General features: G+C 67.3%; 19 protein-coding genes and 1 tRNA gene. 4 read left to right on the plus strand and 16 right to left on the minus strand.

Annotated elements, in window-relative coordinates; all coding sequences use genetic code 11:
* Positions 1-70: 70 nt before the first annotated feature.
* From AB0C25_RS06350 to AB0C25_RS06375, 6 genes are all read right to left on the minus strand, one after another.
* Positions 71-1,264, minus strand: coding sequence for an epoxide hydrolase (locus AB0C25_RS06350; RefSeq protein ID WP_357370221.1), 1,194 nt, complete (start codon positions 1,262-1,264; stop codon positions 71-73).
* A 132-nt stretch (positions 1,265-1,396) separates the two neighbouring features.
* Positions 1,397-2,008 (minus strand): hypothetical protein, encoded by a 612-nt coding sequence (locus tag AB0C25_RS06355; protein ID WP_357370223.1) that lies wholly within the window; start codon positions 2,006-2,008, stop codon positions 1,397-1,399.
* A 73-nt stretch (positions 2,009-2,081) separates the two neighbouring features.
* Positions 2,082-3,038, minus strand: a complete 957-nt coding sequence (locus AB0C25_RS06360; protein ID WP_357370225.1) for a hypothetical protein — start codon at positions 3,036-3,038, stop codon at positions 2,082-2,084.
* Positions 3,035-3,391, minus strand: a complete 357-nt coding sequence (locus AB0C25_RS06365; RefSeq protein ID WP_357370227.1) for a PadR family transcriptional regulator — start codon at positions 3,389-3,391, stop codon at positions 3,035-3,037. The genes AB0C25_RS06360 and AB0C25_RS06365 overlap by 4 nt, the downstream gene beginning before the upstream one ends.
* Before the next feature lie 541 nt (positions 3,392-3,932).
* Positions 3,933-4,646: a DUF6518 family protein gene (locus tag AB0C25_RS06370; RefSeq protein WP_357370229.1), complete on the minus strand. Its 714-nt coding sequence runs from the start codon at positions 4,644-4,646 to the stop codon at positions 3,933-3,935.
* Positions 4,647-4,776: 130 nt separating this feature from the next.
* On the minus strand, positions 4,777-5,544 hold the full coding sequence (locus AB0C25_RS06375; protein WP_357370231.1) for a tyrosine-type recombinase/integrase: 768 nt from the start codon (positions 5,542-5,544) through the stop codon (positions 4,777-4,779).
* Positions 5,545-5,855: 311 nt separating this feature from the next.
* Between AB0C25_RS06375 and AB0C25_RS06380 the strand changes: the two genes are divergently transcribed.
* Positions 5,856-6,248, plus strand: a complete 393-nt coding sequence (locus tag AB0C25_RS06380; protein WP_357370233.1) for a hypothetical protein — start codon at positions 5,856-5,858, stop codon at positions 6,246-6,248.
* A 114-nt stretch (positions 6,249-6,362) separates the two neighbouring features.
* Positions 6,363-6,800 carry a hypothetical protein gene (locus AB0C25_RS06385; RefSeq protein ID WP_357370235.1) on the plus strand — a complete coding sequence of 146 codons (438 nt, stop codon included), beginning with the start codon at positions 6,363-6,365 and terminating at the stop codon, positions 6,798-6,800.
* On the opposite strand, the gene AB0C25_RS06390 is transcribed toward AB0C25_RS06385, so the two are convergent.
* From AB0C25_RS06390 to AB0C25_RS06405, 4 genes are all read right to left on the minus strand, one after another.
* Positions 6,790-7,566: a glycosyltransferase gene (locus AB0C25_RS06390; protein ID WP_357370237.1), complete on the minus strand. Its 777-nt coding sequence runs from the start codon at positions 7,564-7,566 to the stop codon at positions 6,790-6,792. The two genes, AB0C25_RS06385 and AB0C25_RS06390, sit on opposite strands and share 11 nt — an antisense overlap.
* Complete coding sequence (locus tag AB0C25_RS06395; protein ID WP_357370239.1) at positions 7,554-8,375, minus strand: GntR family transcriptional regulator; 822 nt, start codon at positions 8,373-8,375, stop codon at positions 7,554-7,556. Before AB0C25_RS06395 ends, AB0C25_RS06390 begins: the two co-directional genes overlap by 13 nt.
* A 149-nt stretch (positions 8,376-8,524) precedes the next feature.
* Positions 8,525-8,770 carry a precorrin-4 C11-methyltransferase gene (locus tag AB0C25_RS06400; RefSeq protein WP_357370241.1) on the minus strand — a complete coding sequence of 82 codons (246 nt, stop codon included), beginning with the start codon at positions 8,768-8,770 and terminating at the stop codon, positions 8,525-8,527.
* A gap of 91 nt (positions 8,771-8,861) precedes the next feature.
* Positions 8,862-9,197: a hypothetical protein gene (locus AB0C25_RS06405; protein WP_357370243.1), complete on the minus strand. Its 336-nt coding sequence runs from the start codon at positions 9,195-9,197 to the stop codon at positions 8,862-8,864.
* Positions 9,198-9,469: 272 nt separating this feature from the next.
* On the opposite strand from AB0C25_RS06405, the gene AB0C25_RS06410 reads away from it, so the two are divergent.
* Positions 9,470-10,162 (plus strand): GntR family transcriptional regulator, encoded by a 693-nt coding sequence (locus AB0C25_RS06410; RefSeq protein ID WP_357370245.1) that lies wholly within the window; start codon positions 9,470-9,472, stop codon positions 10,160-10,162.
* 1,023 nt (positions 10,163-11,185) lie between these two features.
* Here the strand turns inward: AB0C25_RS06410 and AB0C25_RS06415 are convergent.
* Positions 11,186-12,337 carry an AAA family ATPase gene (locus tag AB0C25_RS06415; RefSeq protein WP_357370247.1) on the minus strand — a complete coding sequence of 384 codons (1,152 nt, stop codon included), beginning with the start codon at positions 12,335-12,337 and terminating at the stop codon, positions 11,186-11,188.
* Between the two features lie 873 nt (positions 12,338-13,210).
* A tRNA-Tyr gene (locus tag AB0C25_RS06420) sits at positions 13,211-13,294 on the minus strand.
* Between the two features lie 147 nt (positions 13,295-13,441).
* Here AB0C25_RS06420 and AB0C25_RS06425 point away from each other — a divergent pair.
* Positions 13,442-13,936 carry a YajQ family cyclic di-GMP-binding protein gene (locus tag AB0C25_RS06425; protein WP_357253617.1) on the plus strand — a complete coding sequence of 165 codons (495 nt, stop codon included), beginning with the start codon at positions 13,442-13,444 and terminating at the stop codon, positions 13,934-13,936.
* 297 nt (positions 13,937-14,233) lie between these two features.
* Here AB0C25_RS06425 and AB0C25_RS06430 read toward each other — a convergent pair whose 3' ends face one another.
* The 4 genes from AB0C25_RS06430 to AB0C25_RS06445 form a co-directional block, all read right to left on the minus strand.
* Entirely contained in the window at positions 14,234-15,493 is a 1,260-nt protein-coding gene (locus AB0C25_RS06430) for an MFS transporter (protein WP_357370249.1), read from the minus strand.
* A gap of 136 nt (positions 15,494-15,629) precedes the next feature.
* Positions 15,630-16,505 (minus strand): zinc metalloprotease HtpX, encoded by an 876-nt coding sequence (gene htpX, locus AB0C25_RS06435; RefSeq protein WP_357253621.1) that lies wholly within the window; start codon positions 16,503-16,505, stop codon positions 15,630-15,632.
* A gap of 112 nt (positions 16,506-16,617) precedes the next feature.
* A complete protein-coding gene (locus AB0C25_RS06440; RefSeq protein ID WP_357370251.1) occupies positions 16,618-18,105 on the minus strand; it encodes an NADH-quinone oxidoreductase subunit N in 1,488 nt (495 codons plus the stop codon).
* Positions 18,102-19,610, minus strand: coding sequence for an NADH-quinone oxidoreductase subunit M (locus AB0C25_RS06445; RefSeq protein ID WP_357370253.1), 1,509 nt, complete (start codon positions 19,608-19,610; stop codon positions 18,102-18,104). Before AB0C25_RS06445 ends, AB0C25_RS06440 begins: the two co-directional genes overlap by 4 nt.
* Positions 19,611-19,653 lie beyond the last annotated feature (43 nt).

Genomic DNA, 19,653 nt, shown 5'->3' on the forward strand with positions numbered 1-19,653 from the left:
GCACACTACTCGTCGCTACGTCGCGGCAACAGGTCACTGTCGTCTATCTGGTGAGCGCGCCGGTTGGGGCTCAGGACTCGCGCAGCGCCCGGAACGCCGCCCGCAGCTCCACGGCGAACGTCTCCGGCTCCTCCCACGCGGCGAAGTGGCCGCCACGATCGGCCTCGTTGAAGTACGCGAGGCCCGGGTAGACCGTCTCCGCCCAACTGCGCGGGGCAGGCCAGATCTCGCCGGGGAACGTGGTGAACCCGACCGGAACCGTGACCGGCGGCGGAGCCTGGCCGGCCGCGGCGGACGCCGCCAGGAACCGTCCGAACTCCCAGTACCACCGCGCGGACGAGGCACCGGTGCCGGTCAGCCAGTACAGCGTGACGTTGTCGACGATCGTGTCCCGGGTGAGACCGCCCACGGGTTCGCCATCGACGAGCGCTCGGGAGATCTTGTGGTAGCTGTCGGTGTCGTGGTCGAACATCCAGGCCGCCAGCCCGATGGGTGAGTCCAGCAGGGAGTAGCCGACCGTCTGCGGCCGGGTGGTCTGCTCCAGGAAGTAGCCGAATCCATCCATCGTGAACAGGTTGAGCGCGTCGTGCGCGGCACGTTCCTGCGCGGACTCCGCCGGCAGTTGGTCCTTGATGCCGATCGCACCGGCCAGCAGGTTGACGTGGATGCCGAGCAGCCCCGCAGGCGCCTGGCGGCCCATGGCGTCCGTGACGGCGGCACCCACATCGCCCCCCTGGGCGACGTAGCGCGCGTAACCGAGGCGGTTCATCAGCTCCGCCCACGCCCGCGCGATGCGCCCGTTCTCCCAGCCCAGCTCGGCTGGCTCGCCCGAGAAGCCGTAACCCGGCAGCGACGGCAGGACGAGGTGGAAGGCGTCCTCGGCCTGACCGTCGTGCGCGGTCGGATCGGTGAGCGGACCGATGACCCCGAGCAGCTCCACGACCGAGCCCGGCCAGCCATGCGTAATGATCATCGGCAGAGCATCCTCATGCTGCGACCGCACGTGAATGAAGTGGATCTCGACGCCGTCGATGTAGGTGGTGTACTGCGGTAAGGCGTTCAGCTTCGTCTCGAACGCGCGCCAGTCGTACTCCGCCGCCCAGTAGCGGGCCAGCTCCTTGACCGTCGCCAACTGCACGCCCTGGGAGCGATCGGTGGCCAACTCCCGGGTCGGCCAGCGGGTGGCCGCGATCCGGCGGCGCAGGTCCGCGATTGCTTCCTCCGGCGTGTCGAGCCGGAAGGGACGGATCTCGTTGTCGGACATGCTCTCCACCTGCCGGGTTGGGACGACCGGTGCCGGCGCTCCGGCGGAGCGGGCAGCAGCCAGTCTCGCAGCGGGCCAACCGGGAGCGGACAGAAACGACAATTCAGGCACCGTCGGACGGACTCCGGTGGCCTAGCTGCCGGGGCTGTCCACCTGCTGGCGCGCTGAACCCTCCCGCGCGAGGTACTCGCACGGTCGTTCAGCATTGAGGTGCCAGACGCTTCCGGCCAGAGCGACGGGATAGGTGACCTCTCTCGCCTGCCGGTCGGCGGTCTCGACCGACAATCGCACCGACAGCGGCTCGCTGCCGAACGCGGTCGCGCATTCGAAGCGGAGCTTGACCTCGACCCAGCCGGTGCCACCGGGACGTAACACCACAGACCTGCCGGTGCCATGCACCTCAGCGCCGGGTCGTTGCCCGACTACCGCGACGACCGTGATCGGCGCCGGACCGGTGTTGATCACCGCGAGCTGCCCCTCCAACCGCAGGACGCCCTCGACGTCCAAGCCTCCGCCTCCGGCAGACGCAGCGAGGGCCACGAGTGAGACCGAAGCGGCACGTTCCCGCTCTGCCTGCGAGGCTCGCAGCTCGTTCACACCGACACCACCGAGCACAGCGCCGACCAGGAAGACGGCGACCAGCCGCACAACCACCTTCGACCTGGGCATGAAGCGGCCCGGATCGTACGCCGCCGGCTGGCGCTCGTGGTCATCCAGGTCGATCACTGCACGCTCCGCCACCATCGCGCCAGCTTATGGCTCACTCTCCCGTCGGCCCGCCCCTCCTGCGTTCCGCGATCATCGGATGCCACGCTGCTCAGAGGGCGACTTGCCGCCGGGCGGCCAATCGGCTGACCGCGATGTTGATTGCCAAAACACCGAGCACGGCTCCGAGAAGAACGTCTCGCGGCCCGAACTCCTCCAGACCGTAAAGCACCCAATGGTTTTGCTTGTCGGCCACCATGGGCAGGAGTAGCGCCAGGAGGACTGCGCTGGCAGCGATCGATATCCGCACATCGAGCGCCGCGCCCACGAGAGCCGCCACCAGCCCCGCGGCGACGATGACCGGCAGGGTCAACTGGTTGACCCAGCCATTGAGCGGATTAGGCGTCACGACGGCGGTGGTCATTGCCACGACGACAAGCCAGATCCATGGCCGCGCCGCCCGTGACTGGCGCGCCCGAAGCAGCGGCACCATCGTCAGTGCGGCCATCTCGCACGCCCACATCGAGGGTTGCATGGGCAGGTAGAGACCCGTCCGAACCCCCAGCAGAGTGTCAAGCCCCGCCCACGGCTCCAGATACCACGGCTCATTCGCCACGGCGTACCAGATCTCCGCGCCGAAGGCGCCGATCGTCATGGCGAGCGCGAGACGGTAACGAGCCCAGGCCGCAGCCGCCAGAGCGAGAAGCAGCAATGCGGGCGTGACCAGACTCCCCTCATACTCGAAGCTGGCGGATTCACCCGGCACCAGCATCCACAAGCGCCACAGGAGAGGCAGAGCCGCGAGTGCAACGCCGCACACGAGCAGCGACAGCGTGGTCAGTCGCAGCGCGGAGTACCGCAGGGCCTCCCCGGAGCCGAGCCGGTCCACACCGGAGCGGACCCGCAGACCTCCCACCACGAGCGCGAGGGACTCCCGGAGCCTCGGGTGCCTCCGGTCCGTCTCGCCCGCGACCAGCAGCGTTTCCAGCATCTCGTCGGCGCGGTACTGCCGGTAGGCCCGCGGGTACGCGCGCAGCAGCCACCGGTAGCGGCGCTCCAGGCCGGTCATGCCGGCGCCGTCCGAACAGTCGCGGCCGCCGACCGTACGGAACGGTCTCGAACGACCCGAGCCGCGGCGATCAGCCGCGCGGCCTCCTCGTGCAGCGCGGACAACCCGCGCTCCGTCAACTCGTACGTGCGACGGGCGCGACCGTTGACCACCGTCTCCTCGGCCACCCGCACCATCTCCTCGCCGGTGAGCCGGTCCAGCGCGGCGTACAGCGTGCCGGTCGTCAACCGCACTCGCCCGTCGGACAACTCCAGCGCGCGCTTGACGATGGCGTAGCCGTGCAACGGCTCGTCCTGCAACGCGGCGAGGATGAAATAGGTGGGTTCACGCATCGGCGCGGATGGCTTAGTCATGACATCAACATAAGCAGATCATCGACGTATAGGTCAAGATGGAACTCATCGCTCGGCACACGGAGCATCACTGCTCGTTGAGATCGTCATTGTCGCCTGCATCGTCCCGCGCCCAGGGCCACACTTGTCTGCGCCACGGGCCTGGCCGGCGTGTCAGCCAGGCGACACGATCGCGGCAGGCGGTGCGGAAGCAGGACGGGTGAACTGGGGCCGAGGGTCTGGGCTTACGGCCGCCGCGCCAGTCCAACCGTGGGACTCGCTTGCCCACGGCGTACCTACATCAGCGAAGTGCGCCCCAGACTAGATCAACGACAAGGGCCCCCGATCAGCATCTCTGCTGGTCAGGGGCCGCGTCTGCACCTGGTGGCGGGTAGAGGATTCGAACCTCTGAAGCTTTTGCGACGGATTTGCAGGGCGTCCGTGATCTTGGCTGGGGCACAGTCACTGAGCTGCCGTTTCTGCCTTCCAATCGCCCGTCCAAGGGAGAGCCGCCCACCATCTGCCCACGGATGGAGCTTTGCTCCCAGGACGCCGCTCGCGGCTACAGCGTCATCCGAACCGAGTCGATGAGATGCCAACTCGCGATGCTCGCCACCGTCGACACCGCGGCGGCCATCAAGAAGACCCGCAGTGAGACCGGTGGCCGGCGGAGCCGTAACGCAACGAGCGCGGCTACTGCCGCAAGGAGAAGTTGCACCATTGCCGTCCCCAGCCTCGTCCAGACGAAGGAATCCATGGGACCGACCCAGACGAACGCCATGTGCAGGACGGTGTAGGCCGCCTCCCCGGCAAGCAGCCCAAGCGCTACGCCGAGAGCAATCCCGGCGTTGCGGGTAGTGCCCGTCCTGAAGACGTGGGCGAGGTACCCAAGCACCAATCCGCCAAACAACGAACCAGCCAGCCAGAGGGCCGACGCGCGCATGATGGAGCCGAACCCGTCCGGTGGTGGCGCCGAACCGCTGAGCCACTGCCGGCTCAGTGAGGCGATGAGGCCGTAGTAGGTCAGGGTTGCCAGGGCGAGTGTGCCCACCCCAGCGGCGAGGGCGGACCTCAGAGTCGGGACGTAGTAGCTCACGACGAGGGCCACCATGCCCCAGGCGAATCCCGAGCTGAAGGCTGGCACGAGAAACCTACCCACGGTTTCCGGCACGAGGTCGGCGATGAAGGCCGCCATCCCCATTGCGGACCCAGCCAGAACCGGGGGAGTCACCTTACGCTGCACCGACCGTCTGCCCTGGGCCACCAGCTCCGTCACTTGATAACCACCAGTAGGACTGCGACCAGACCCAACGCCGACGGCGTCGCGTAAGGCAACGCTCCTGTGACGATCACTCGGACATTCTGGCCCGACACCGCAGTGCCAGTCAGATTGGCGGGCGGGCGAGTCATCCGAGCGCGTCGCCGATCTTGTCGTTCATCGTGTCGTCTCCCCCGTCGATGCAGTTGGCGTAGACGCGGAGCAGGACGGCGACACCGTGGCCCAAACGCCGGGCGACCTCCGTCGGCGGGACGCCGGCATTCAGCCAGAGCGAGGCCGCCGCGTGCCGCAGGTCGTAGGGCCGGCGGACGAGCGGCGAGGCGACCTGCGATTCCGTCAACGCCTTCTCGCGGGCGAGCTTCCACCACCGGTCGTAGACCGACTCCGACAGCGGCCCACCGTGCAGGCCCCGGAAGAACCGACCGTCCGGGCCGACTCCGTGATTCTCGACGTGCGCGCACAGCAGCTCGACGAGCCGGGGCGGGATCGGGACCGTACGAGTCTCCGCCCTCCCCCGGTGCTTGAGTCCGCGCCGCTCGTGCGAACCGCCGTCATCGGTCCAGTGCGACCCGGCGCGCGGCGAGGTGCCGGCGAGCACCAGGCGGCCCCAGCGATATTCGATCTTCTCGTGGTCGCAGGACCGGGAAGGCTTGACCGCCGCCAGGTCGTCGAAGTCGGCCCCGCAGTCGGCGCACCCGCCGGCAAGATCGCAGTCCTCCCGCCGTAGGTCCGCGGCTTCCGAGGGCCGCATCCCCGCGTAGTAGAGGCAGCCGAAGAACGCGGTGACCTTGTCGGCCCGTTTGCCGGGGCGCCAGGGGCGATCACGCGACGCTAAGTTGTGAGTCTGTCGCGTGTGGAGTGAGGTTGATCGTGAGCGATAGTCGCGAACCGCCACAGAGCGGGCGCTTCCGCCAGCATCTAGGGAGAGGCGAGTGGGCCGGCATCGGGGCCGTGGTAGGGCTTTTCAGTGCTCTTGTCGCCTTGATTGCGTGGCTCTTTCCGGTCAAGCCTGACCCAGCGCCCCCTCCGTCACTTCAACCGACCACCGCGACAACCGTAGGGTCGAACCCCTCTTTCCCTCAGAGCACAGACACGAGCCCACCCGCACCTTCTGTGATTTCAAGCAGCGATAATGCGCCCGCCGATCCATCGGGAGCGCCGAGGCGGGAAGTAACACATAGCAGCGGTAGTCCTCGGCTCCAAAACATGGATGAACATGGTAACAATTTTATAAAACATAACTACTGGGAGATGGATGAAAACCAGTTGCATTACGATCTTAAAGACGATACAGATCTCGTGCTTACCGCCAACTCCTTAGGCGGGGCCAATGGAGCAACTTTTGCTTCCTTGACGAATGGCCCACCATCCCTGCATGGCTGCACCCAAATCCCCGAGGCCGCCTGGTCATCGCTAGTTGCGACTTCTCAAATGAAGCCGGAATCCTCGTTCTGCGCACGAACCAGCGAGGGCCGCTACGGCAAGCTGGTGGTATCAAAGATAAGCATGTGCGAAAAGTATCTCACTAGCGAGCGGGAACGCGAGCGATTCACGGGGGAGATATGCGTGCTTGAGGTCAGTTTTTTGATTTGGGAGTGAGGTACCGGCACTCGACACCTTGGCGCGAGCATCTGCAGCTCCAGACTTCATTGCAGCTGCACTGCCTGCGTGGGGCAAGCGCGCAATAACAGGCTTACTGGACAGGCTAAGCCAATGCATCGCCATGCGCATTCAATGGATAAGGAAGACTCACGGCCGGCGGGTGTCGACGACGCGACCGTCGAAGCGTTGGGCGAGTTGAACAAGGCTCTGGAGACGATCCATCGGGTGCGAGGGCACCTCTACTCGGCGCACCAACTCGTCGGCGGCGCTGATCTCACCCTTGACCGGATGGTAAATCTGCTTCGCGAGGCCGGGCACGACGAGACGGCCGACCGGGTCGAGCACGAGCTGTTGGGGCGAAACGTGCTACCTGGCCGCTGGACGTTCCAGATCGTGGAGGAGTTCGACGACGGCTACTACGCCACGTTCCAGGAAATCGAGCGGGACGCGCGGGAGAAGCTGGCCGGCGGTCGGCGGCACATCTTCGAGGCGGAGATGAAGGAGCGGCGGCGTACCCACGGGATGCCGGGGCACGAGGCTACGCCGTAGCGCTGCCGCCGAAGCCGTTCGGGATCATCGAGGCCAGGGCGTTGGCTCGGGCCTCGATGATCCTCATCCGCGCCCGGTACTCGGCCGGTTCCCGGTGCGCGGCCTGGCTGGTCACCTGGCCGGGCCACTTGCGGTAGAGCAGGCCGTACTCCCGGGTGAAGTAGCCCGCAGTGACCGCGTTCGCGGCGAGCAGGAGGCCGGTGTCCTCGGAGGCGGGCAGCGCCATCCAGCCGCCCAGGGCAAGGACGAGATCCCGGCGCAGGCAAAGGGTCGCCGGGTGTACCGATGCCCGGTAGTCGTTGGCCTTCCAGAACGCTAGGACCGAACCGCGGTCGATGACCCCGCCGGCCGGGTCCTTGTCCCATCCGGCGGTCGAGCCGTCGGGCAGCAGGTCGAGTACCCGCGAGGTGGTCCAGCCGATCTGCGGGTGCGCGTCGAACGCGGCGATGTCCCGGGCGAGCGCGCCGGGAGTCAACTGGTCGTCGGCGTCCAGCACCTTGATGAGTGCCCCGGAGACTCGGGAAAGCGCGAGGGTACGGGCAACACCAGGCCCACCGGGTCGGCCTGTGCCCAGACTGATCCGGGGATCGTCAGGCAGCGCGTCGACCAGGGCGCCGGTCTGCCCGTCCTCCTGGACGAGCCATTCCCAGTCCCAACCATCAGGCATCTCCTGCTTGGCCAACGACTCGTAGGCGCCAGGCAGGTGCTCGATGCTGGGCGCGTGGACCGGGGTGATGACCGAGACGAGCTGGGTCAAGTTCTCCACCGCTGGAGTTTGTGGGAGTAGACAAGCTCGGTGCGGTCGCCCGGCATCACCACGTCGGCGACCTCAACGACGCGACCCGTGGTGTCGATCGAGGTCTTCCGGACGGTGAGCACGGAGACGCCGGGGTCGATGTCCAGCAACTCGGCCTCGTCGGGCGACGGAGGGCGAGCGCGGATCTCGTCGTCGATCCTGTCCAACTCGACGCCCAGCGTGTAGAGCTGGTGCTGCGTGCCGCCCGGCCACGGCTCCTTGCCCGCATCGAGCAGGTCCGGGTTCGCGGCCACCAGGTCGTACGGCAGGTAGGAGTACGACACGGTCAGCGGCGCGTTCTCATGCCGCGAGGACGTCCAGTAGACCCGGCGTAGCAGCGAAGTGCCCGGCTCGACTTGCAAGGCCGCTGCCATCTCCGCATCCGCTTCCACCCGCGAATATTCGGCGTGGAACTTCAGGTCGTCGACGGTCAGGCCGGTGTCATGCTCGGTGGCGCCAGTCTTCAGCCGCTCGTCTTCGTCGAGCAGGACGCGATCCTTCTCCCACTGGTACCGCTCGGTGTTGCGACGGCGCACCCGCTGGCGGGGGGCCCGCACGTAGGTGCCGCGCCCCTGCTCCGCCCGGACCAGGCCCCATTCCCGAAGCTGCCGAATGGCGTTGCGGACGCTCGTGCGCGACAGGCCCGAGGTGTCGGCCAACTCGGTCTCGCTGGGCATCAGGGTGCCGGGGGCCAGTTCGCCGCTCACGATCTTCGCCCGCAACTCTTCGGCGAGTTGCAGGTAGCGAGGGCGCCAGTCCCGGCCTTGCACACCGGTCACCGTACCCCCTAGACGTTCCAACGTCTGCCAGGTGGTCCCGCCGGCAGGCCGCTCAGGAACCGGCGGCACTGCTACCGCTGCTCGCGGTGGCCGCGCGGGACGCAGGCCAGGAGTACGAGGAACGGCTGAGCCCCGACGGGTGTTGGCGTCTACCCCGTCTCTCCGGCCCGCTCGCCGCCATCTGCCGGTGTCAGCATCTCCAGCTGGGCGTACACCAGCTCGTCGATGAGCCGGTCCACCTGCGCGGGCGAAAGAAGCACGGTCTGCGTCCCGCCGTATCGGGTCGCATCGAGCTTCACGGCCAGGTCCCGGCGGGCGAACCGGTCGACGATCAGTTGGACGGTGACCCAGCCGGTCCGCTCCCGTCCGATGGTGGAGAGAAGCCCGCGGTGCATCGGGTCGTTCGGTCCACAGCCTCGACACCAGACCGGGCACACGACCGGCGCGACCGACGACGGCGACGGCCTCTCTGGGCTGGCGGCACCCTCACTCATCGCTGGCCCCCTGCTGCCCAGTGGCCTGGGCCAGGGATCCGCGAAGTTGCTCAACCAGTTGGGCTGCCTGCGGCAAGGACAGCTCCGCCCAGGCGTTCCCGGCTCGGCACGTCACGTGGACACCGACCGTGGGGCCACCCAGAGCCTCACTGCTGATGAGGTACGTGACGACGAGCCCGCCCGCCCGGCTCTCGCCGACCCGTTGCATGGGGCCGCGATGACGGCGGGCCATGTGCGTCATCACGGGCGGCACCAGGTAGCCGCAGCGCTCCGGGGCGCACCAGTCCGGATGGCTGGTGACCGCAGCCGGCTTGTTCGCACGACTCATCGCAGCCACCGCCCGCCGTTGCCTCGGAAGAGCTGGGCCCGTGTCATTAGGGGCGCATACCGGAGCACAGGCAATTGCTGGGTGGCGCCCGCTGACCACCGCGGCGAGGAGGTCGTAGAAGGCGCGCGAGAACTCGACCGACCGATGCTGCTGGCACGCCGGGCGGTTGGGCGCCTCCGAGACCACCAGGACGAGAGCCAATGGTGCCGACGATGAGAGCCAGACATCGCACCTCCACAGGTAGACGGGGACCGGTGGCCAGCCACGGGGGAATGCAGCCGGCCACCGGCCCGGATGAAGGCACGGCGCACCGTCCGACGCCGGACGGGTCGGGTATCGCCGAGCCAACTTGTACGCGCGGCTACCGCAACCGGTCCGACAGGACGCCGCGCATCAGGTGCGACCAGGGCCGACGCGAGACCACCCCTGATACGAGCCGTCACCCCAGCCGCACACCAGGAAACGTATCTACAAGTGGACGAGTTGTCTATACGTCGAAACAGGTCACTTGGTTGGCACTTGGTAAGACAAGTGCCAGGTACGGTGAGCAGGTGCCCACCCCGCACTACGGACAGCCCCGCTACCGCGTCATCGCCAACGAGCTGAGGAAACGCATCGAGAGCGGCGTCATCCCGGCCGGAGCTCTGCTACCGACCGAGGGCGCACTCACCGGCGAGTTCAGGGCAGCACGTGGCACGATTCGTCAGGCAATAGCTGCACTACGCCAGGCAGGCTTGGTGGTTACCGAACACGGCCGAGGGACGTCGGCAATGCCAGCCCATCGCACAGACGGGCCAGAAGACGGCACTGAATCGGACACCCGACGACGCGTGGTCCCTGCCGACCACGATCTTGCTGCACTGTTCGGAATAGAGGTCGGGGCCTCATTGATTGAACAAGAAAGCGTTTCCCGACGACACGGAATCGTTCAAACCGTCACAAGGCGATACTGGACGGAGCAGTGAGATGCTTCATTGGGCCGCAACCCGCAGGCTGCCGCGCCCGCCGGCCGGCAGACGAACCATCAAGGTCGCCCGCATGACGCGGCGGGCGGAATGCCGCCCCGCCCGACAGGGAGAAGCAGCACGAACCGCAGCGGTTTATTACCGGGGCCTCGGAACTCGGGAAGTCCGCGTCTGCTGTAAGCCATCGATGAAATGCCGCAAATCTTTACCCCAGGATGAGCTCCCGACTGCCTTGCACGCAATCGCCCTAATCACACCAGCCAAATGCTCGCCGTCAGTAGCAGCCTTTTGGCAAGAGCCAAACTGGTGTCTCAGACCGACTCCCGCAACGGTCAGGAAGTCCCGTCCGCGGTAGTACGGCGAAGAACCGCGAGGACACAAAGGTTCCGGCCCGAGTGGAGTAGAGCCATCCGCAACTGAAATTAGCGTTGCGATGGGTGGCGGATCTTGACTCGCTTGATGCAGAGCCGTGCAGTAACCGTTCAGATTGAAGATAAGGGTCCTTAACGCCACCTTGCTGGCCAAATCAACTTGGTCAAAGGCCAACCCCCACCCATTCCTGCAGTTCGCTGCACGTAGTCGGGCCACCGGCACTGCCACCTCTTGAACCAAGCCTGCCAAAATGCCCGGCCCACCCAAGTCTTTAATCTTCTTCTCGCTACCAATTTCGTAGATCATGACACTAAAGGCGTCCGTATGAGAAATCATCGCCTCAAGATCTGCATTCTCGTAAGTGAATACTGGTAGATCACTTCCTTCTTTCTCGGCTACAGTGCCGTCAAAGTCGCGATCCACTACACAAGCGGCACCTTGAATCCCCCACGCGACCAACTGCTCTGTCGTCTCTAGAGCACTACTGCGAGTGCCCGTAGGAAAAATGACATACATGTCATCGAATCCTGCCCGGAGAAAGCGCGCGTCGGTGGGCCCTTCCACGACGACCACAGGCCGCGCATCCGCCTGTCGGTGCTGCCTGATTCGATCGGCGACTCGGTCGTAATACCTAATCGATGAGACCATGATTCACCTACTCGATCCGAGCTCTTGAACCAAGTCCCAACGCCCGTTAATTATCCCGCTTGAATGTGTTGCTAGGATAATCTGCAAGTCAGCAATGTTCGCGACCTCGGTAATGTCGTCTAGAAATGCGTGCTTCCAAGCGGCATGAAGGGATATTTCTGGCTCATCAATGAGGACAACCGAGGCGGGCTGGGCCGAGAAAAGCAACATTGTAAAAAGCGCGAGAATATGCTGCTCCCCTGAGGAGAGTAGCGTTACAGGGATGACAGATTCATCACTAGTCGCAACGAAGATCAAGGCCCCAGTCTTGTCGAGCCTGAGCCTCTTCCCAATGAACTTATCGTTAACGATCCGCTGCAACGCTTTGAGCTTTTCATTGACAGGCAGCAGTGGCTCCAACTTACTTTGCCAGTCATCGATGAAAATCGAAAGTACTCGTGTCTCGGTCTCGTCGACCGCACTCGATGGAAACTGCACATCAACCAAGGTTTGCGAAAGGCCACTTCTATACAATTCCGCACTTCGTTCGGCGATGTCCTCATATCGCCTCTTAAGGTCTTCTCCGCGAATCACTTTCTTTGATCGGTTCAGGACTCTTTTTGCAAAGGTCTGATCTGACTCCTGAGTAACCGCCAGAGAGGCCCGCCTAGCGTCTGCTACTTGAACCTTAACCTGTTCGATGTATTCGTCAATGCGAGACCGAGAGGTAGGAGGACCGTCGGATCCCCCTTTCGCCTGAGGGGTATCCAGCCGCTTGGTGTCGATAAAGATTGGGTTGCGGTTTTCGATCAGATCGCCAAGCCACCCGTGGTCCGCTAGGACATCCTCACCGAACAGTGCAGGCTGCTCGTTTATTGCACCCCGCCTCTGCCTCATTCGCATGTGCTGAACATAATCGTCCAAGAATGCGGCTGTGACAATGCGGCCGGTTCTTCGATCTAGAAATTTCCCGTCACCGTCGGGCACAAAGCGATCGAGCGCTATCTCGTAAACCGGATCAGAGAGGAGTTCAGCCCTCCCCAGCCTGCCACCGCGCGGGCCCTCACCCTCGAGGATTAGGCGAATTCCTCGACCACGTTCCTGAGGGTGGCGGAATGCGGACAACGAGCGCCCATCCGCGAATCTAATCCGGGCCACTTCAAAGGGAATCCTCATGAGACTGTTGGTATTCAGACTCAGAATAGCGTGAATTAGCCTTAGGGTGTGCGTCTTACCAACACCGTTCGGTCCGGAGATAATTGTTACGCGGCCCTCTTTCGAGAAGGTGATCTCATGCGCAAGCGAGCTATCGAAAAGTCCTTCGACCGAAAATCGGCGGATCTGCCGCATAGTTCCTCGCACCCTTCAGATTTTTGGGGTGACTTTACATGAGAAGACACCAACCGAAAAGGTGTAGCTGTGTCGTCAATATGCCACTGCGGGGCCAAGGTACCCAACCCACTCACTCAGGAGACTCAGCTCAAGCGGCCTTCTCCGATATGGCCCGATCTTGAGAGGGGGAGAGTCGACTCAATTACTGCCGAAATGCTCTCTTCTGTATCAAGGCGCCGCGCTCCGCGCGGCGCGGGCGGTGAGCCGGCCGGCGGCAAGCCGCCCCGGTCGCCTCCGGCGCCGGGGCGGAGAGCCACCGACTGCCGCCGGACCGCCGCCCCGAAGTCGACGGATCCAGACGCGCCATGACCACGGCCAGGCGGCACGGAAGCCGGCAGGTCAACCTGATCGAGGGCCGAGGCTTCCGACTGCCGCGCCAGTCCAACCCCGGGACTGGCTTGCCCCCGGCCTAGCCCCGCAGCCAGCGAACCCCACCAGCAGCCCTCAGCCGGTCGCTCCAGGCACGGTTCGCGCCGAGCCGGCAACTACCCCAGAGCGCGAGCGTCCGCAGGCCGGAGGAGCCCTGAGGGGCAAGATCGACCTGCCCACCATCTGCCCACAACCAGTCATCATCGGCTGGACTCAGCCGGACCCCGTCAGACAAACGACAACGGCCCCCGATCAGCATTCCTGCTGGTCAGGGGCCGTGTCTGCACCTGGTGGCGGGTAGAGGATTCGAACCTCTGAAGCTTTCGCGACGGATTTACAGTCCGCTCCCATTGGCCGCTCGGGCAACCCGCCAGGGCACCCCACCGCGTCGTAACGCGGCGGCGGAAGCAAGGATAGCGGCTCCCCCCGGTGCCGACGCAACCGGGTACGGTCAGGGGGTCGTGCCGCTGGTCGGTGGCCGACGGCAGGCCCAGACCGCCGGACAGCAGGAGCAGAAACATGGCAGCGAACCCGTCGTTTGACATTGTGAGCAAGGTTGACCACCAGGAGGTCGACAACGCCGTCCGGCAGGCGGCGAAGGAGCTCACGACTCGGTTCGACTTCCGCGGCACCGGGGCGGAGATCTCCTGGTCCAGCAAGGAGGCGATCGGCCTTCAGGCGGAGACCGAGGAGCGCGTTCGTGCCGTACTGGACGTGTTCAAGGAGAAGCTCATCAAGCGGAACATCTCGCTGAAGGCGCTGGACGCCGGCGAGCCGCGCCAGTCGGGCAAGATTTTCAAGATCGACTGCAAGGTTGTCGAGGGCATCGAGCAGGACAAGGCCAAGGCCATCAGCAAGAAGATCCGCGACGAGGGCCCCAAGGGCGTACAGGCGCAGATCCAGGGCGACCAGCTGCGCGTCACCGGTAAGAAGAGGGACGACCTCCAGGCCGTCATCGCGCTGCTCAAGGGCGAGGATTTCGGCGTCGCCCTCCAGTTCGACAACTACCGGTAGGCGGCCCGACCGCAGAAACCCTGCGGACGTGCAGGCGTACGTCCGCGCCTGTTTCCCTCGCGGACAGCACGAGCGGCCGAGTCGGCACCCGCGGGTGTGACCGGGTCGCCGTGGGCGGTTGAGGCGGGCCGAGGGGCGCGCGGCGCAGCAGGCGTGACCGCGCCACGCCTCGCGGCCCTCTTCGACCGCGACCGCCGCACTCAAGTCCGACGGTGGGGTGACGCCATCTCTGCCGCCGAGCAGCGCGCGAGCAAAGGCCAGGGTCAAGAACGACCCGCGCCTCCGGGTCGGGGCGGGTCAGACCGGGACGAGGTCTTCGGCGCGTACCGCTGTGGTTTCGGCGCGGGCGATGGGCCCGGCGGGCAGGGCGGCGACCGCGGCCCCGACGGCGACGGCCGCCCCGGCGAACAGGAACGCCCACCGGACGCCACCGGCGTGATCCACGATCAGGCCGGCCACCGAGCCGCCGGCCGCGCTCGCCGCGACCGCGACGGTGACCACCCAGGTGTACGCCTCGTTCAGCATGCCGGCTGGGGCGATCCGGCCGACCAGGGTGTTCTCCAGGGTCAGCGCGGGCGCGATTGTCGCTCCGCCGACGATCAGGGCGACGCCCAGCGCCAGCGGGGTGGGCATCACCGCGAACACGGCGAAGGTGGCGGCCAGCGCGGCGAGCAGCAGGGCGAACTGCCGGGTCATGTTCTTCGCCGGCTTGCGGACGCCGAACCAGAATCCGCCGATGGCGCTGCCGATTCCCCACACGGCCAGGAGAAGGCCGGCCAGGCTCTCCGGGTCGCCGGTGGTGTGGCCGCTCGCGTACGCGGGGACGATCACCCCAGCGGCGCCGAAGGCGATGCCCAGGCCGGCCACGCAGACCAGCAGGGCGGGGAAGCCGGCGACCCGCAGCGGGCCGAGCCCTCGGGCATGGTGCTCGCGCGGGTGCGGACGCCAACCGCGCATCACCCGGCCGAGGGCCACGGCGGTGGTGCCGACCAGGGTGACCACTGCCGCTCCGATCAGCGCTGCCGCCGCGTCGGCGATGAGCACGAAGCCGGCGACGAGCAGCGGGCCGAGTACGAAGACGATTTCGAACAGTGAGGTCTCGGCGGCGAGCGCCGTGTTGCGCAGGGGGTAGCGGCCGGACCCTGGGCCGGTCAGGTCGTTCCAGGCGCCGCGGATGGCGGCGGTGAGCGGCGGGTAGGTGGCGCCGGCCACGCCTGCGGCGAGGTAGATGGCGGGGAGCGCGTCGTCGCCCGAGCGGCTGGCCAGCAGCAGCCCGATGAGCGCCAGCGGGTGAGCCACGGCCGTGACCAGCAGGACGGGGCTGGGGCCGACCCGGTCGGCGATCCGCCCGGCCACCGGGCTGAGGGCGGCACCGGCGACTGCGTAGATTCCGCCCGCGATGGCGGCCAGCGCGTATCGCCCGGTCACCTGTTCGACCACCAGCAGCAGCGCCAGCGGGGTCATGCCGATACCGAGCCGCCCGACGATGCCGAGGATCAGCAGCATCGGGGCGCCGGGAATCCGCCAGACACCGAGGTACTGACGCAGCGCGGCCACCGGAAACCTCCAGAGATGTAATGAGCGTGAGCCGTTACGACCCTAACGCGACCGCTGTGCCGGCAGACAACCGAAATACGGCACTCCGCCCGTACCCGGCGTGCGCGGGTACGGGCGGAGGCGGTGAATCAGCGGGTCAGCGTTGGAACTGCACAGGCCCCGCGTTGGCGGCCATCTGCTCCAGCCGGGCGACGCGGTCTTCCATCTTCGGGTGGGTGGAGAAGAGCGCGGCCATGCCGCCACCCCGGAACGGGTTGGCGATCATCAGGTGCGCGGTGCTGGTGAGCTGGCCCTGAGCCGGCAACGGCCGGCGGCGGGCCACCGCGTCGATCTTGCGGAGCGCGCTGGCCAGGGCCAGCGGGTCACGGCTCAACTCGGCGCCCGAGGCGTCCGCCTGGAACTCGCGACTCCGGCTGATCGCCAACTGGATGACCGTGGCCGCGATCGGGCCGAGGATCAGGGTGAGCAGCAGCACGGCCGGGTTCGGCCGATCCTCGTCGTCCCCGCCGCCCAGCGGGATGAAGAAGGCCAGGTTCGCCAGCAGGGTGATGATGCTGGCCAGACCGGCCGCCACGCTGGAGATCAGGATGTCCCGGTTGTAGACGTGGGACAACTCGTGCCCGATCACACCACGCAGCTCGCGGTAGTCGAGGATCTCGGTGATGCCCTGGGTCACGCAGACGGCCGCGTGCTGCGGGTTACGACCCGTCGCGAACGCGTTGGGCTGCGCGGTCGGGCTGACGTACAGGCGCGGCATCGGCTGCCGGGCGTCGGTCGCCAACTCCCGCACCATCCGGTACAACTCGGGGAACTGTGCCTCGGTGACCGGTTGCGCACCCATCGAGCGCAGTGCGAGCTTGTCGGAGTAGAAGTAGGTGACGCCGTTCATGACGAGTGAAATGAGGACGGCGATGACCAGGCCGCCACTGCCACCGAACCCGTAGCCCACCGCGAGGATCAGCGCGGAGAGCAGGCCGAGCAGTGCGGCGGTCTTCAGACGGTTGTGGTGCACGATCTCTCCTTCGGTGCACGGATCGCCGGGATCCGCTGACCGGTGCAACAACCCGGTACCCGCCAACCATCCGTCTCAACGCTGAGAGTTCACTGAGACCGGAATTCGCAGGTCAGCGGCCGGCAAGGTCGAGCACCAACTGCGGGGCGAAACCCAGCACCACGGCGGCCACCGTCGTCACCGCCAGCACCACGGCCACCACACCCACCAGGGGTACGGCAGCAATGCCGCCGCCATTCGGGGCAGAGCGGAGCGTGGGCGTCCAGAGGGCGGCGGTGACCCGCAGGTAGTACGCCAGCCCGATCACCGCGTTCAGCGCCACCACCAGCGCCAGCCAGGCCGCCCCACCGTCGAGCAACGCCCGCACCACTGTCACCTTCGCGAACAGGCCGGCCAGCCCGGGCGGCAGGCCAGCCAGGCCCACCAGCGCGAGACCGAGCGCCGCAGCCCGCCACGGGTGCCGGCGGGCCGCCCCGCGCAGGTCGTCAAGCGTGCCGCCGTCCGCACCGGCCGGCCGCAACGCGGTGACCCCGGCGAACGCGGCCAGCTCCAACACCACGAAGAAGACGACGTACGCCACTGCGGCGGCGTACGCGGCGGAGCGTGCCTCGTCGGTGCGGCCGGCGGCCAGCGCCAACGCTCCCAGCGGGGCGAGGATGTAGCCGGCCTGCGCGACGGACGACCAGGCGAGCAGCCGGACGGTACGCCGCTGGCGCAGCGCGACCAGGTTGCCGACGGTCATGGTGAGCACCGCGAGCAGCGCGAGCACCGGGCCGGTCTGCTCCGGTGGGAGCGCTCGCTGCACGACGGCGAGCAGCGCGACGAGGCCACCCAGCTTCGACGCCGTGGACAGGTACGCGGCCACCGGCAGCGGCGCCCCGTCGTAGGTGGCCGGCGCCCAGGCGTGGAACGGCACCGCCGCCACCTTGAACGCCAACCCGACAAGCAGCAACGCCACCGCCGCGGTGGTCAGCGGCAGGTCCCGCAGCTCCGGCCGCTCGGCGAGCAGCGCGCCGAGCCGATCCAGGTGCAGCCCGCCGGTCACCGCGTACAGCAGCGCCGCGCCGAGCAGCGTGATGGTGGTCGCGACCACGCTGACCACGAAGAAGGTGAGTGCCGCCTCGGCGCTGGCGAGGCTGCCCCGCCGCAGGCCGACAAGCACGTACAGCGGCAGGGTCAGCGTCTCCAGGGCCACGATCAACGTGATCAGGTCGCCCGCCGCGCCGAGCACCACGCCACCGGTCATCGAGCAGGCCAGCAGGAAGCAGTACTCCCCCACCGGCGACCGCCCAGCCCGCAGCGCCGGCACGGACAGCCCGAGCACGCCCAGGGTGAGCAGCGCCACCACCGCGCCGACCAGCGCGGCCCGGCCGCCGAAGATCCAGGAGCAGTCGGCGCCGACACAGAACGTCCGCCGCTCCCCGGCCGCGCCGACCAGGGCGGCGCCGACGGCGGTGCCGAGCGCGCCGAGCGCCGCCACCGCGATGGTGGCCCGAGGCCGGGCCAGGAGCAGGTCGGTGACGAGCACGAGCACGGCGGTGCCGGCGGCCAGGTAGGCCGGCAACAGCGCGACGCTGTCCACGCTCTGCACGCCGGTCATGGTTTGACCACCTCGATCAGGGCGTCGACGGGAGCCTCGGCGACGCCCAGGACCAACGTCGGGGCCAGCCCGATCGCCAACGCGAGCAGCACCAGCGGCACCCACGCGGTCAGCTCCGCACCGGCCAGGCCGGGGCCGACCCGACCGACGGCGACACTCGGCCGATTGTGGGTGACCTGGCGCAGCAGGCGCAGAAAGTACGCGGCGGTGAGCGCCGCACCGACCGCCGCCAGCACCCCGAGGGTGGTCCAGAGCGGGCCACCTACCTGGACGGCGGCGATCACCGCGAACGCCTCGCCCCAGAAGCCGGCCAGCCCGGGCAGGCCCAGCGACGCGATCGCCGCGAACGCGAGCAGGCCCGCCAGCCGGGGCGCGGTCTCCCGCAGCCCGGACAACTCGGCGAGGGTGCCCGTGCCGGTACGATCCTTCACCGCACCGGCCAGGAAGAACAGCAGGCCGGTGATCACGCCGTGAGCGACGTTGCCGATCAACGCCGCCTGGATGCCGACGGTGGTCAGCGTGGCGACGCCCAGCAGCACGAAGCCCATGTGCCCCACGCTGGAGTACGCGATCAGCCGTTTCACGTCGGTCTGGGCCAGACAGACGAGCGAACCGACCAGGATCGCGGCGACGGCCAACACGCCGAGCACCGGCGCCGCCCAGCGGGCACCCTCCGGCGCCACCCCCACGGCCACCCGGATCAGACCGTAGGTGCCCATCTTCAGCAGCACCCCGGCCAACACGACACTGCCCACCGTGGGGGCCTGGGTGTGCGCGTCGGGCAGCCAGGAGTGCAGCGGCCACAGCGGACTCTTCACCGCGAACGCCACCGCGAACAGGGTGAACGCGGCCAACTGGGTGCCCCTGGACATCCCCGCGCCGCCGGTCAACGCCAGCACGTCGGCGGTGCCGGTGGCCGCGACCACGACGTACACGCCGACCAGCAGCAACACCGAACCGAAGAGCGTGTAGAGCGCGAACTTGCGGGCCGCCCGACGCCGGTCCGCGCCGCCCCAACCGGCGATGATCGCGTACATCGGCAGCAGGACGACCTCGAAGAAGAGGAAGAACAGCACCAGGTCCAGGGCGAGGAAGGTACCCAGGATGCCCACCTCGACCACCAACAGCAGCGCGACCAACGCCCGGCCGCTGCCGCCGTCCGGCACCCGCCACATCGTGTACGCGCAGCAGAGCAGCGTGAGCAGCGCGGTCAACACCACGAGCGGCCAGGAGATGCCGTCGACGCCGAGGTGGAAGCGCAACTCCAGACCGGGCACCCAGGGCAGGTCCAGGTGATGCCACGGGAGCACCGCCGGCTCGTCACCCGACCAGACCAGCCAGTTACGACGGTCGAACACCAGCGGCACCGCCGCCAGCAGGGTCAACGCCGCCGCGACAGTCCCGACCAGCCGGGCCGCCCGATCCCGGGGCGTCGCCGCCACCGCGACCGCACCCAACGCCGGCACCGCCAGCACGGCAACCAGCAACACCTGCCCAAAGCTCACTGGACCGCCTTCGATCGCGACTGCGGGGCTCGCAAACTCGGCT

Source organism: Micromonospora sp. NPDC048839 (genome assembly GCF_040649915.1).
Lineage (GTDB): Bacteria > Actinomycetota > Actinomycetes > Mycobacteriales > Micromonosporaceae > Micromonospora.

Bases quoted from the DNA above. Each gene is read 5' to 3' on its own strand.
- AB0C25_RS06350 (WP_357370221.1), bottom strand. From the start codon at position 1,264: ATGTCCGACAACGAGATCCGTCCCTTCCGGCTCGACACGCCGGAGGAA.
- AB0C25_RS06355 (WP_357370223.1), bottom strand. From the start codon at position 2,008: ATGGTGGCGGAGCGTGCAGTGATCGACCTGGATGACCACGAGCGCCAG.
- AB0C25_RS06360 (WP_357370225.1), bottom strand. From the start codon at position 3,038: ATGACCGGCCTGGAGCGCCGCTACCGGTGGCTGCTGCGCGCGTACCCG.
- AB0C25_RS06365 (WP_357370227.1), bottom strand. From the start codon at position 3,391: ATGACTAAGCCATCCGCGCCGATGCGTGAACCCACCTATTTCATCCTC.
- AB0C25_RS06380 (WP_357370233.1), top strand. From the start codon at position 5,856: ATGGATGAACATGGTAACAATTTTATAAAACATAACTACTGGGAGATG.
- AB0C25_RS06385 (WP_357370235.1), top strand. From the start codon at position 6,363: ATGCATCGCCATGCGCATTCAATGGATAAGGAAGACTCACGGCCGGCG.
- AB0C25_RS06400 (WP_357370241.1), bottom strand. From the start codon at position 8,770: ATGCACCGCGGGCTTCTCTCCACCATCGGACGGGAGCGGACCGGCTGG.
- AB0C25_RS06405 (WP_357370243.1), bottom strand. From the start codon at position 9,197: ATGAGTCGTGCGAACAAGCCGGCTGCGGTCACCAGCCATCCGGACTGG.
- AB0C25_RS06410 (WP_357370245.1), top strand. From the start codon at position 9,470: ATGCAGCCGGCCACCGGCCCGGATGAAGGCACGGCGCACCGTCCGACG.
- AB0C25_RS06415 (WP_357370247.1), bottom strand. From the start codon at position 12,337: ATGAGGATTCCCTTTGAAGTGGCCCGGATTAGATTCGCGGATGGGCGC.
- AB0C25_RS06425 (WP_357253617.1), top strand. From the start codon at position 13,442: ATGGCAGCGAACCCGTCGTTTGACATTGTGAGCAAGGTTGACCACCAG.
- AB0C25_RS06440 (WP_357370251.1), bottom strand. From the start codon at position 18,105: ATGACCGGCGTGCAGAGCGTGGACAGCGTCGCGCTGTTGCCGGCCTAC.